10 protein-coding genes and 2 pseudogenes are annotated in these 12,677 nt (G+C 53.5%); 8 read left to right on the top strand and 4 right to left on the bottom strand.

Features of this window, described 5'->3' with window-relative positions:
- Positions 1 to 240 precede the first annotated feature (240 nt).
- Positions 241 to 1,176, bottom strand: coding sequence for a LysR substrate-binding domain-containing protein (locus AC2FIB_RS22325; RefSeq protein WP_058277108.1), 936 nt, complete (start codon positions 1,174 to 1,176; stop codon positions 241 to 243).
- A gap of 237 nt (positions 1,177 to 1,413) precedes the next feature.
- Here AC2FIB_RS22325 and AC2FIB_RS22320 point away from each other — a divergent pair, with 237 nt between their 5' ends.
- From AC2FIB_RS22320 to AC2FIB_RS22295, 6 genes are all read left to right on the top strand, one after another.
- Positions 1,414 to 2,367 carry an ABC transporter substrate-binding protein gene (locus AC2FIB_RS22320; RefSeq protein ID WP_058277107.1) on the top strand — a complete coding sequence of 318 codons (954 nt, stop codon included), beginning with the start codon at positions 1,414 to 1,416 and terminating at the stop codon, positions 2,365 to 2,367.
- Between the two features lie 82 nt (positions 2,368 to 2,449).
- The gene (locus AC2FIB_RS22315; RefSeq protein WP_496737847.1) at positions 2,450 to 3,478 is read left to right on the top strand and encodes a quaternary amine ABC transporter ATP-binding protein; all 1,029 of its coding nucleotides are present in this window, start codon (positions 2,450 to 2,452) and stop codon (positions 3,476 to 3,478) included.
- Positions 3,478 to 5,460, top strand: coding sequence for an ABC transporter permease (locus AC2FIB_RS22310; RefSeq protein WP_496737846.1), 1,983 nt, complete (start codon positions 3,478 to 3,480; stop codon positions 5,458 to 5,460). Before AC2FIB_RS22315 ends, AC2FIB_RS22310 begins: the two co-directional genes overlap by 1 nt.
- A gap of 1 nt (position 5,461) precedes the next feature.
- Positions 5,462 to 5,833: a cupin domain-containing protein gene (locus AC2FIB_RS22305; RefSeq protein ID WP_496737845.1), complete on the top strand. Its 372-nt coding sequence runs from the start codon at positions 5,462 to 5,464 to the stop codon at positions 5,831 to 5,833.
- Positions 5,830 to 8,229: a trimethylamine N-oxide demethylase gene (locus AC2FIB_RS22300; protein ID WP_496737844.1), complete on the top strand. Its 2,400-nt coding sequence runs from the start codon at positions 5,830 to 5,832 to the stop codon at positions 8,227 to 8,229. Before AC2FIB_RS22305 ends, AC2FIB_RS22300 begins: the two co-directional genes overlap by 4 nt.
- A 54-nt stretch (positions 8,230 to 8,283) precedes the next feature.
- On the top strand, positions 8,284 to 8,787 hold the full coding sequence (locus tag AC2FIB_RS22295) for a hypothetical protein (RefSeq protein WP_496737843.1): 504 nt from the start codon (positions 8,284 to 8,286) through the stop codon (positions 8,785 to 8,787).
- Between the two features lie 181 nt (positions 8,788 to 8,968).
- On the opposite strand, the pseudogene AC2FIB_RS22290 reads toward AC2FIB_RS22295, so the two are convergent.
- Positions 8,969 to 9,173, bottom strand: a pseudogene (locus AC2FIB_RS22290) (IS5/IS1182 family transposase); the annotation flags it as partial.
- A 420-nt stretch (positions 9,174 to 9,593) separates the two neighbouring features.
- Between AC2FIB_RS22290 and AC2FIB_RS22285 the strand changes: the two are divergent.
- Together AC2FIB_RS22285 and AC2FIB_RS22280 are read left to right on the top strand one after the other, a co-directional pair.
- Positions 9,594 to 10,796 (top strand): Aq_097 family APC-type transporter, encoded by a 1,203-nt coding sequence (locus tag AC2FIB_RS22285; protein WP_496842724.1) that lies wholly within the window; start codon positions 9,594 to 9,596, stop codon positions 10,794 to 10,796.
- A gap of 289 nt (positions 10,797 to 11,085) precedes the next feature.
- A complete protein-coding gene (locus AC2FIB_RS22280) occupies positions 11,086 to 11,460 on the top strand; it encodes a hypothetical protein (protein WP_496737841.1) in 375 nt (124 codons plus the stop codon).
- Between the two features lie 53 nt (positions 11,461 to 11,513).
- Here the strand turns inward: AC2FIB_RS22280 and AC2FIB_RS22275 are convergent.
- Positions 11,514 to 11,968 (bottom strand): annotated as a pseudogene (locus tag AC2FIB_RS22275) (DDE-type integrase/transposase/recombinase); the annotation flags it as partial.
- 228 nt (positions 11,969 to 12,196) lie between these two features.
- Entirely contained in the window at positions 12,197 to 12,577 is a 381-nt protein-coding gene (locus AC2FIB_RS22270; RefSeq protein ID WP_496737848.1) for a transposase, read from the bottom strand.
- Positions 12,578 to 12,677 lie beyond the last annotated feature (100 nt).

Raw genomic sequence — 12,677 nt, 5'->3', positions numbered from 1 at the left:
CCTGAATAGGCTTCTTCTGCGCCTCGCGCGCAATTTCAATGTCCGATTTATAGCTCATTGGGCAAAACCCCCGGTTGGAAAAGTCTGTTAACGTCTTGGCCGGATCGGTTACGCACCAACCCAGAATCGTATTTTTTCTTTAAGGTAAATAAATATTCCCCTGGGTCAATACGTGAGTTGTAGCGGTCAAACAGCCCGCTGCCAAACTCACCATCAAAGCCCAGCCGCCAACAGCCCAATTCAGGCGTATCTTTTCCGACCCTCACTAAGACCCAGCAGCCAATCTTCGACTATCAACTGCTCTGGAAAAGCACTGTTGAAAGGCCTTTTCAGCAGGTAATATCCTGACTCAGTTCGCACCGATGCGCCCTGGACTGGCCTGACCAAAGCGCCGCTTTCAAGCAATGGGTCAACAAGATGGGCCCAGCCCAACGCAATGCCCAATCCATCAACCGCTGCCTGTACTGACAATGGGTACGTGTTGAACGCGACTGCCTGTTCCATTGATGATGTTGATACACCATTGCCGCTGAACCACGCACGCCACGTCATCCATTCTGCATGCGCGCTGGTGACCTCAATAAGGTCAAGTTCCGGTAACGCAGAAATATCCGCGGCATTGGGATTACTTTTGAGGTACTCGGGGCTGCAAACCGGAAAAACGGTTTCTCCGAACAGAAGCTTTGCCTCGTACCCCGGCCAGTCGCCATCCCCCCGCAGAATTGTCAGGTCCATAGAATCTGACAGGCATTCTGCGTCACTGTCAGAAGACACCAAAGAGATACGTATTCGGCCATTGGATTTGTTGAACTTGCGAAGTTGCGGCATCAGCCAAAGAGACGCAACAGAATTGGTCGCCGAGATCGAAACCGTATTTGCCTGATGCTTGGCCAGCATGTCTCGGCTGACATCCCGCATCAGGTCCAGTGATTTTTCCACGGTCGCCAACAGGATGGCACCCTGTTGAGTAAGGGAAACAGAACGATGACCCCTTACAAACAAGGGCACGTCATAGTGCTGTTCCAGCAAGCGTACTTTGCGGCTGATTGCGGTCTCTGAGATGTTCAGCACCTTGCTGGCTTGCGCAAAACTCTGTGCCTTGGCAGCGGCTTCAAATGCCAACAAATAGTCTAGCGGCGGCAAGACTTTCCCGGTGACTGGCGCTTTTTTTGGCATTTGGGGGCCTTTTCCCGAGCTGGACGACGGCGCGATCAAAAACATTTGCCCGCATCTGGCAACATTCGATCAGGCAACTGTCTGTTAAGATAGCAAAAAGTCGGATTAGCCTCAAGAAATTATGGTCAAAGCCCCTCAAATTTCTGTTCTGCACATTAGACGATCTTGGGCAGAATGCATGAATTCGGGGCCGGAAGAGTCCTCAACTCAAAAATGAATGTCACTCAGGGAGCAAACATGAAACTTACAAACCTACTTTCTGCTGCAACCTTGGCAGCAGTAGCGGGAACTGGCGCGGCTGCCGAAGACAGCAGCGACCCGATCGTAATCCCCATTCACAACTGGTCCAGCCAGATCGTGATGTCGAACGTTGTAGGCCTGATCTTCGAAGAGATGGGCAACAACGTAGAATATGTCACCACCGACAGTCAGGCCGTCTATGAATCGGTACGTTTGGGCGATGTCGCGCTGGAGATGGAAGTCTGGGAAGGTGCCTTTGGTGCATCCTATCGGGCGGCACTGGAAAAAGGCGGTCTGCATGATGCGGGCGATCATGATGCGGTCACGCGCGAGGATTGGTGGTATCCGATGTGGACCAAGGAATCCTGCCCGGGACTGCCTGACTGGCAAGCTCTGAACGACTGCGCGCACCTGTTCGCGACGGCCGAAACCGGCGACAAGGGCCGGTATCTGGATGGGCCGGTCGACTGGTTGAAGCATGGTAAAGAACGCGCCGAAGCACTGGATCTGAACTTTACGGTGATCAATGCGGGTTCAGCCGCAGCCCTTTGGGCCGAAATTGGCGCGGCAGAGGCCGACAAAACGCCGGTTTTGGTCTTTAACTGGACGCCAAACTTCGCTGAAGCTGTTTGGCCAGGTGAGTTCGTTGAGTTCCCGGCATGGGAAGATGGGTGCGACAAGGATCCAGCCAAGGGTCCCAACCCGGAAGCGCTGTATGATTGTGGCAACCCTGCCGAGGGTTACCTGAAAAAGGCGGCTTGGGATGGCATGAAAGACAAGTGGCCGGCCGCGTATTGCGCCCTGACCGAGATTTCTTTCACCAACCCGCAGATTGCTGAGATGGCGAAGCTGGTCGACACTGATGAGCTAGAGCCGGAAGAGGCAGCCGAAGAATGGCTGGACGCCAACCGCGCCGTCATTGATCCTTGGATCAGTGCCTGCAGCACATAATCCGGTTGCATCCACCGAAACTGGCGCGGCCTTGAACATCTCAGCGATGCAAGGCCGCGCTCAACACGAAAGAAAGGCAGCCATGTCCGCCTCAGCGCCTGTCATCTCAGCCAAAAACGTCTGGAAACTGTTTGGGCCCTCGCCAGAGAGCTATCTGAAATCTCTGCCCGCTGGCCGCAGTTTCGATGAGATCCGCGCGGATGGGTACATCGCCGGGGTCAAGGACGTCTCGATTGAGGTCGCTCGTGGCGAGATGCTGGTCATTATGGGCCTGTCAGGATCAGGCAAGTCCACGCTAGTGCGGTGTTTTTCACGCCTGCACGACATTACAGGCGGAACGATTGAAGTTGACGGTCAGGACATCATGAGCCTGACTGAACGCGAGCTGATTGAGCTGCGCCGCAACAAGATGGGGATGGTGTTTCAGTCCTTCGGATTGCTGCCGCATCGCACGGTTTTGGACAACGTGGCCTTCCCGTTGGAAATGCGCGGACAGGATCGCCACGACCGGCGCGAACGCGCGCTGGAAGTCATCAAACTGGTTGGCCTTGAAGGCCGGGAAGAATACTTCCCACGCGAACTAAGTGGCGGTCAACAGCAACGGGTCGGTATCGCCCGATCCTTAGCAATTGAGCCGGATATCTGGTTTCTTGATGAACCATTCTCGGCGCTTGATCCGCTGATCCGCCGTGAAATGCAGGATGAATTCCTGCGTCTGCAAGAGATGTTGGGCAAAACCATCGTCTTCATCACGCATGACTTTGACGAGGCGCTGCGCCTGGCCGACCGGATTGCCATCATGCGCAATGGCGCGGTCGAACAGTGTGACACCCCCGACCAGATCGTGATGAACCCTGCCACCGAATATGTGGCCAAATTTACCGAAGATGTCGACAAGGCCCGGGTCGTACATGCGAAGGGGCTTGCAAAGCCCGTGAATGGTCATGCTTTGGAAGGCGCGCCGATCAATGGCGGCTCGACTATTCACGAATTGGCGCGGGTACTGGTAAATGACAAGCGCATCCTGTTGCCGGTCGCGAATGACAAAGGCGTTGTCACCGGGGTTCTGGAACGTGACACCGCGTTGAATGTTCTGCTTGGGGCGGAATGATGGCGACGCTGTCCACCGACATATCGGACACAAGGGACGGCCCGTGGGGGCAAACCAAAGTCCTAACCGCGCTGGTGGTCACCGCTATTGCACTGATCCTGGCTAAGGCAATTGGCATTCTGCCCGAGTGGCTGAATCGCATTCCTGAGGCTGCAATCCCGCCAACCTCACAGGTTTTGGACGCGATTTTTAACTTCATTCAAAACGACCTCGGTCTGATCTATGTCACCCGCTTTATTGCAGAAGGCCCGCTAGAGTTTCTGCTGGATACCTCGGCGAACCTATTGGAGGGCAAGCGTCGCTGGCCCTATCTGGGCCCGATCCCATGGTCCGCGATTGCCGCTGTGGCAGCCGTCGTCGGCTATGCCGTTGGGGGATGGCGGTTGGCTGCCTTGGGCGCGGGCACCTTCATCTGGACCGCGGCAATCGGACAGTGGAAAATCGCCATGCAGACGATGTCCGTCATCGTGGTTGCGGCTCCATTGGCTTTCTTGCTGGGTCTGGTACTAGGCATCGCGGCCTGGAAACACGGCTGGTTCGAGCGGTTGCTGAAACCCATCCTGTCCGTACTGCAAACCCTGCCCTTCTTTACGTATCTCTTGCCAGCAGTGATCTTCTTTAAGGTCGGCCCGACAGCTGGGGCCGTCGCAACAATTACCTTTGCCATCCCACCAATGATCCTGATGACTACTCTGGGCCTGAAAAAGGTCAGCCCCGAAGTGATCGAAGCCGGCCAGATGTCTGGCTGCACACGCTGGCAGATGTTGCGCCACGTCTACGTTCCAGCCGCGCGCACCGAGGTTCTGGTCGGCGTCAATCAGGTGATCATGCTGTGTCTTGCGATGGTTGTTCTGACCGCTTTTATCGGAATGCCCGGTCTTGGCGCGAAACTGCTGGCGATGATGGGTAGTTTCAAACTGGGCCGTTCTTTCGAGATTGGCGTAACCATCGTCCTTCTGGCTGTCACGTTGGATCGGATGTCAAAGGCCTGGGTCGTCAAGCAGCCGGTGCACTTCGAACGCGGGACACCGTGGTGGAAACGGCACCAGATTTCGCTGGTCGCGCTGGGTCTGTTTGTTGGATTTACTCTGCTGGCACAGGTGTTTCCGATCCTGGCTGAAGTTGGTCGCAAGCAGCATCTCAGCCAGGGCAAGGAAATCGACGTGGTGATCAAGTCGTTCCTGGCCATAGACGCGATCAAGGGCACAACCGAATGGCTGCGCTGGTTCCTTAACGTCAAGGTTTTGATCCCGTTCCGGAATACGCTACTCGCCATTCCGACTCCTGCTTTTATCCTGCTGGTTGTGTCCTTTGCGTATTGGGTCGGTGGCCGAAAACCCGGCATCTACGCCGCGATCTTCTTTACGATAGTCGCCTTCTCGGGCTGGTGGGATCGGTCGGTCATCACGCTTTATACTGTGATTTCAGCAGTCGCGCTGGCGACTATGATCGGTATCCCCTTGGGCGTTGTTGCAGCCCGGTCCAACCGCTGGTCCAAGAGCATCCTGCTGGCCTGCGACACCGCGCAAACCTTCCCAAGCTTCATCTACCTGATCCCCGCGATCATGCTGTTTGGGGTCAATGATGTGGCAGTTGTGTTCTCAATCCTGATCTTCGCCGCCGTGCCGCTGATCCGGTACACGATAATTGGCCTCAGTAATGTACCGCCGGAAATGACCGAGGCGGCAGACATGTCCGGCTCGACCCGTCGGCAAAAGCTGATGTCGGTGCAAATTCCGCTGGCACTGCCGACAATGGCGGTCGGGTTTAATCAGGCAATCATGTTCGCCTTTTTCATGGTTATCATTGCCGCCTTCATCGGCACGCAGGATCTGGGACAGGAGCTGCAGCGAACACTGGCGGGCACCGAACTGGGCAAGAATTTTGTGCTGGGTCTGAACGTGTCCCTGATGGCGCTGACCTTTGACATGGCGATCAGCAGTTGGGCTGAAAAACGAAAAAAACGGCTGGGGCTTGATTGAGATGGCACAGTATCAAATCCCACGCACCGTTACCCGTTTCGACGATCCCGGATTTGTCCGGATGCGTATGGAAGGCCGACCCGACGAGCAAGTCTGGTGGAAGAATGTCAGCTTTGATGAGGGAACCGGGCAAGGTAGCTATCTGATGAAGATGGCAGCGGGCACACGTTCAAGTCCGCATATCCACCATGGGCCAGAAGAGTTCTTCATCCTCGAAGGCGATCTGACAGATCACGATGGATTTTGCTATCGCAGCGGCGACTTTGTCAGCCTCGCTGCTGGGTCCGGCCACTATTCGCGAACCGAGGCGGGATGCTTATTGGTTGTCACCCACCGCGGTGCAACCGAGATCATTCAGGAAGATGCACTATGAATGTGAAGCCGGTATTCGAAGTTCCGTTCGAACGCAGCGGAGTTCTGGCCCCCGGCCTTCCGATCCTGCCACATGGAACGGAACGCCACCCGGTCCCAGGAATGGGGTCGCGCGCTGTTCCGATTTCCAAAGGTGATAGGATAACCTTGTTGGACCGCGACGGGATGCAACAGGCCGAGATGGTCTTCTTTGCCCCTGACCGAAGTTCTGATGCGGCCATGCTGGGTGCTTTGGGACATGGACGTCCGGATGGTTTGATTGCGACGCTGGCAAATGGATCGCCGTCTGGCAAGAAAGTGCTGCGCGCTCTGGAAGTTGCCGGATTTGACATCGGAAAAGGTGACGCGGTTCGGGCGTTTATCGACGGGTCGCGCCCCGGTGACATGGTGCATTTCGTCGCTGAAAGTGATGGCCTTCTGATCGTGGCTGCACCCGGCAAGGCGATGCGTCCCGAAGATAACAACCCTCCCACGGATATCATCCTGTACATTCAGCGCTCTGCACCCGGTTTGGAAAAACCCGATGTGGGACCACCCGAACCGCTGGCCGATCCGCTCAAGGACTTCAATATTCAGCCGGGCAATGCCCACTCGTACGAGGTCAGGGCCGGCGAGCTCATCCAGATTGTCGATGTTCGCGGGCGTGAGTGCTCGGATTTTCAAGCCTTCAGCCGCCGAGCGCTGGATCAGGGGATCGAACGCGAGATTGATCCCACAACAACGCGTAGCCTGATGGGCAGCTTGTATCCGAAACCGGGGATTTTTTCGAAGTATTGGTCAGTTGATCAGGAACCGCTGATAGAGATCGTTCAGGATACGTGCGGACGCCATGACACGTTTGGCCTTGCCTGTACGGCGCGGTATTATGAAGATCTCGGTTACCCCGGCCACGTGAATTGCTCGGACAATATCAATAAAGACTTGGATCAGTATGGCATCAAACCACGTGGTGGTTGGCCTGCAATCAACTTCTTTTTCAACACGATGCTGGACGACACCAACGCCATTGGCATGGACGACCCCTGGTCGCGTCCCGGTGACTTCGTCTTGTTGCGCGCGCTGACCGATCTGGTCTGCGTCAGCACCGGCTGTCCCTGCGACATTGATCCAGCAAATGGCTGGAATCCAACCGATATTCAGGTGCGAACCTACAAGGCGACCGAGGATTTCAAAAGATCCTACGGCTATAGAAAATCTGCGGAGGCGGATGTGGAAGAAACCAAAAAAACTGCATTTCACGACTGCTTTGCACGGCACACCCGTGATTTCGTCGAATATAACGGCTATTGGCTGCCCAACACGATGACCAATCACGGCGCGATTGCCGAATACTGGGCCTGCCGCGACAAGGTTGCGGTTATGGACCTCAGCCCTTTGCGTAAATACGAAGTTGTCGGACCCGATGCAGAAGAGCTGTTGCAGCTTTGCGTAACCCGCAACATGAAAAAGCTAAGCGTTGGTCAGGTCGTGTATACCGCGATGTGCTATGAACACGGCGGTATGATCGACGATGGTACGGTTTATCGATTGGGTGAAACAAACTTTCGCTGGATTGGCGGGAATGACACGAGCGGATTGTGGCTGCAGGAACAGGCCCTCAAACGCAATATGAATGTCTGGGTGCGCAATTCGACTGATCAATTGCACAACATTGCGGTTCAAGGGCGGTACAGTCGCGACATCCTTTCCAAGATCTTTTGGACACCGCCTCAGCAACCGACGATCGAAGAACTGCCATGGTTCCGGCTTACCGTGGCTCGGGTTGGTGATGTGCAGGGGACATCTGTCGTAATTTCTCGGACCGGGTATTCAGGTGAGCTGGGATATGAAATCTTCTGCCATCCCAAAGATGCCGTCGAGATCTTTGATCGCGTCTGGGAGGTTGGCCAGGAATATGGCATAGCTCCGCTTGGACTTGCGGCACTGGATATGGTGCGGATCGAAGGTGGCCTGATCTTTGCCGGGTCCGAATTCGACGATCAAACCGATCCCTTCGAGGCTGGCATCGGCTTCACCGTTCCACTGAAGTCAAAGCCCGACGATTTTATCGGGCGGGCAGCGATTGAAGAACGCAAGACCCATCCTCATCGCAAACTGGTCGGTTTCGAGATTGAGGGCGGCACGGTCCCCTCGCCCGGCGACTGTGTGCGTTTAGGAAAGGCGCAGGTTGGAGAGATTACCAGCGCGATGAAATCACCCGTTCTGGGCAAGGTTATTGCGTTAGGCCGGGTTTCGGTCACTCATGCCGTCGTCGGAGCTGACATTGAAATCGGGCAACTGGACGGCCAACAAAAGCGTCTGAAAGCCAAAATAGTGCCTTTCCCTCATTTTGACCCGACAAAGGAACGCGTAAAGGGCAACTATTCAATTGTTGATGTTCCTGATGCAGCAGAATGACGACTCTTTAGCAAAAATATTGATTAAAGAGATTCTCCTGTCAGAGCACAACGTATGCGATTGTTGGCCATGCTAAAACTGCGCGGCAACACGAGTTCTGTCTACCTCGCTCCAGCATCTGAATTCGAACCTCACAAAAGAGTCTCGTTGTGTTTTTGGCTTTCACTTGCGACGGTAGTGTTCGTTCAACCGACCATTGGACTGGCTGCTGAATGCGCACAAATTTCTGCACTCGAAAGCTATGATGACACTAGGATTGCCCCTGTTGGGTCCGTATGCCAGCCATTTGACGGCTTGGGTAATTCACGCGGCGTTTCGTGTTATTGGGAATTTCAGTTCAGAAGCCATGAGGCCACTATCTACTTCCACGACACATGGGCTGAAGTAGCGCGTTGCCGAGACGGTACGCCTGCTCCGATTGATCGGCAGGTCAATCACCCAGACAGCTATGTGCTTAGAGAGTTGGACGCCGGAATTCGTGTCTATCGGGTTGCCATTAAAGACAAGAGCCAAGAGAAGCGCACACTGGTTTTCCTGAGTGTCGAGCACAACAATTGAAAGTTTTGTCGCAAACTTTTTGACTCGATTGCTCGGAGACCCCGGCCGACATGGTTTACGAGCAAATTTGTGGCTCATGTAACTGGTGTGAGCTCGTTCAAAAGTTTCCGTTTTTCCAAAGTAGGCTAACCTGCTTGCAGTCTATTTCTACCTGCGAAACTAAGCTCCGGCATCATAATCATTAGATGACAGTTGCGGCGAGGGCGATGGTTGAGAGGAAGATCTTGGGACAGTGGTTCTCAGCGGTTTGCCACGCGCCTCCAATCTTAGAGCTTACCGAAAATGATCTCAATACGGTCTCGCCGCTTGTATCTGCGCGTGTCGTAATTGCCTGTCGTGTTCCGTTGCCTTCGTCGGAAGATGCAGGCGTATATCCCTTTGTCTTTCTCATCGTCCACTATTCAGCGGTCACGATGAGCCAGAAACACTCTCCTATCAAGTTGCCCAATTGGACCCGCAGGCGCAGATGTCAAACAAAACTCACTGGAGGAACAGCCCCATCGGCGGTGAATAACGACGAATACCGTACACATTCGAAAACGGCCTTAAGCGGACTTTCATAGTATTCGCTAATGCTGCGGTGATGCTTCGCCAAACCGGCCACTCGCTGCACGTCCGAGAGTGGTATCTTTATGTGCGGCAACAACGCGCAATGAACTCTGTCAGGGGATTTTCTCAACAACAACCCAAAAGTCTGTGCTTGGATTAAATATAGGGAAAGGGCCGAAACACAGTTAGAAATAGTTACCTCGGGTAAAATTCCTCAAGAGGGGAAGAACACGGTCGAGGCGGAAAGGTCTGTTGATTTGATACCGACAATTACCTTTGTGGCCATTGGAGCAGTCGTTCTTTTAGGATTGCTGTTCGCTCCGTTTTCACGAACCGCGATTTGGCGCGCCACAGTTACCCCACTCGCCTCAATCATCGGGAGTGGTTTTCTGGTTTCCGCCCCTCTGCTTGCCCGGGAGTTCGGGGGCTTTGCTGCTCTTGCGATGGCGCTGTTAAATCTCGTGGCAATGCTGATTGGATGGACAATTCGCTACAACATCAGAGTTGTCGAACCACAATTGGCAGCTGACAAGGATCATGTTCTGCATTCGATTGAGCAACTCAGTCATATTGTTCTCGCATTTGCCTACTTCATTTCCGTTTCCTATTACCTTGCCCTTCTCGGGCACTTTGTCCTACAGGGCGCAAATATTGACCGGCCAGAGTTGGCAAAACCCATCGCGATAAGTCTATTGGTAGTAATTGGGCTATTAGGTTGGAGTGATGGAGCGCAAAAAGTTGCCCGCGTTGAACGCTATGCGACAGCTTTAAATCTATCAGTGATAGCTGGTTTTCTTGCGGCTCTTGCGGTTTTTGCATTCGGGAAGATCGTCGGGCCGGGCGACTTTCTGTCAGCTGCTGGCAAATTCGAGCTTAAGTCACTTCCTGTTCTTCTCGGGTTGCTGATTGTTGTGCAGGGATTTGAAACGACAAGATTCATGGGCGAGGAATTTGATGCGCAGACCAGAATTAAGGCGATGTGGAACGCGCAGTTGCTCTCCGGGGTTATTTACATTGTCTTCTTCATACTCCTTTCGCCGCTGCTGATAGATCTGTCTCAGGGAGAGGGAGTTGCTGCTGTTATATCTGTCTCGGCTTTGGTCGCGGGCATACTGCCGATTTCTTTGACAATTGCTGCAACAGCCAGCCAATTTAGCGCATCAGTTGCAGACAGTATTGGGGATGCAGGCCTGATCGGCGAGATCACTCATGACCGCGTAAACCCCAGCCACGCCTATGGTTTAATTGCGCTGGTTGGAATCGGCATTCTGTGGTCGACTGATGTTGACCAGGTGATTGCCTTGGCAAGCCGTGCCTTTGCCTTGTTTTATGCTCTTCAATGCCTGGTCGCATTTGAAGCTGCACGTAAGCGTAAGGGTGACGAGAAAAAAGCCGCTGCCTTTTTGGCGCTAAGTGTTGTTTCCGGAGTAGTTTTCGTATTTGGAATTCCAGCCGGTTGAACAGGATTGCAGCACGGATCGGAAACCAAAAGTTTTCACCATTCAGTTGTGTCCGCAAGAAACCTACTTCTTCGCATTGTTTTTATCCAAATGAGTTGGCGATGAAAGTTCGCAGACCTTAGAAATTGGAACCAACATTGCCCTGAACACCAAGTAAGGTGACGGCTTGGTGCAGAACGCCTAACCTATACGAGAAATTGTTCTTTTTCCCAAATTCATGGGATCGATTCAGAAGCAGATTTCGAGAGGCGCCCTGTTCCATGAGGCGTACGCAACAAAGGAGAGGGAAATGACAACTGAGGACCAGCTTTGGGCGACAGAAGAGCGGCTGTGGTTAAACGGTTTCGATTCCGCACATTCAGAAATACTTGAAGATGCTGTGATGATCTTCCCGTACCCGGCAAAAATACAACGCGGCACGGCTGGCGCCCAAGGCATGGCAGACAATGCTGAATGGCGGACGGTCCGAATGAGTGACCGCCATTTCAATCAAAAAGGTGAGATTGCTGTTCTCGCTTATCGGGTGTCAGCCGAACGACCTAATGCTCCGATTTTTCATGCTGTTTGTGCATCGACATATTTAAACGATGCCGGTGTTTGGAAGCTCGTGTCACATCAGCAAACACCAGCCGACCCTGAGGCGTTAACGCACCCTGAGCTTTAACAGATTGATGCAAAGTAAATTGGTCAGCCTCCCTTTAGGGTTCCTTTGCAAAATTAGCGAGTGTTCGGAATCCCGCTTTTTTTGCAGATGGGTAAGGCAGCCAGTTCGTCGAACTGCTGAAATGGACAGAGTGCGACAGTGAGTTGCCCCTTGCTGATGACGTTGGCCATTTTGATACCTTCCAAGGTGGAAGTTACAGGAACGGATGATTTGAAACCGAGCATCGGACGCGTTCGCCGTTTGAGGCAACGGTGAACTTGTTCCACGAAGTTATTGAGATACTTCCGCCTCACCATCTTAATTGGGCAAAGCCTTTGAACATTCTGTTGATAGCTCTGATGCCTGCGGCGTTGGCTCCACTTTTGTCGATGACCCCCATCATATGCGCGAACAACCTCGTGGCGGCTGGCTTGTTTCGGCGCTGCGAAAGCATGAAATCAAGTGTTTTGCCGTGCTTGTCGCTTGCCTGGGAGACATTAATTCATGCGCCCTGCACCTTGATATATGTTCTTTAATTGAGCAGTAGCTCTCGATGATTTTAGTCCGGTATCGACCACCTGCAAGGTTCTTTCCGAAGCCATCCCATTGGCGCTTCATCTCGGCGCTCAAGGTATCAACCCCCAAAGGTCTCATGCACGGTTTGACTGTCCGCATGTAGATCGAACGGGTTCGGTCGACAGCCTGCCGTGTTGGTCGGTACGGCAACTCGTGTAGGGAATTCCGTTTGTTCTCTCGGTTATGCCTCCTTCGTTTGAAAGGTTGATCCATTTGTCCAGATGGCGTGCATCAGGACTGCAAGCTTTCGCGCCAGGGCTACACCGGCTTTCTTGTGGCTGGTACGGGCTTTAAGAGCCCGAGCCCATTTCTGTAGTTCCAGCCCCTTGCCTGGTTTCACACGGTTCAACAAACTGCTGGCGGCTTCATAAAGCGTTGAGCGCAGCATGGGGTCGCCGCGTTTCGATATTCGACCTCCATAGTCGATATCCCCTGATTGATATCGCCGGGATGTCAGGCCGAGATAAGCACCGACCAATCTGGACTTCGCAAATCGGCGCGGGTCATCAATTGTTGCGACAAAGGTCACGGCACTCACGGGACCCACGCCTGGGATTGTCATCATTCGTGTTGTAATCTTTCGACGGTATTGTCACATTAACTTCGAGCCCACCCAAGAATGCTGCCGCTTTGATTTCAGGCGGCTCGTTTGGCGGCGTTCC

This window comes from Ruegeria sp. YTSA072, assembly GCF_059610285.1.
Note: the sequence above shows the minus strand (reverse complement) of the source record. Positions and strands in the feature narration are given on the sequence as shown.

Excerpts from the sequence above, each read along its gene's own strand:
- AC2FIB_RS22325 (WP_058277108.1), bottom strand. The coding sequence starts at position 1,176 with ATGCCAAAAAAAGCGCCAGTCACCGGGAAAGTCTTGCCGCCGCTAGAC.
- AC2FIB_RS22320 (WP_058277107.1), top strand. The coding sequence starts at position 1,414 with ATGAAACTTACAAACCTACTTTCTGCTGCAACCTTGGCAGCAGTAGCG.
- AC2FIB_RS22315 (WP_496737847.1), top strand. The coding sequence starts at position 2,450 with ATGTCCGCCTCAGCGCCTGTCATCTCAGCCAAAAACGTCTGGAAACTG.
- AC2FIB_RS22310 (WP_496737846.1), top strand. The coding sequence starts at position 3,478 with ATGGCGACGCTGTCCACCGACATATCGGACACAAGGGACGGCCCGTGG.
- AC2FIB_RS22305 (WP_496737845.1), top strand. The coding sequence starts at position 5,462 with ATGGCACAGTATCAAATCCCACGCACCGTTACCCGTTTCGACGATCCC.
- AC2FIB_RS22300 (WP_496737844.1), top strand. The coding sequence starts at position 5,830 with ATGAATGTGAAGCCGGTATTCGAAGTTCCGTTCGAACGCAGCGGAGTT.
- AC2FIB_RS22295 (WP_496737843.1), top strand. The coding sequence starts at position 8,284 with ATGCGATTGTTGGCCATGCTAAAACTGCGCGGCAACACGAGTTCTGTC.
- AC2FIB_RS22280 (WP_496737841.1), top strand. The coding sequence starts at position 11,086 with ATGACAACTGAGGACCAGCTTTGGGCGACAGAAGAGCGGCTGTGGTTA.
- AC2FIB_RS22270 (WP_496737848.1), bottom strand. The coding sequence starts at position 12,577 with ATGACAATCCCAGGCGTGGGTCCCGTGAGTGCCGTGACCTTTGTCGCA.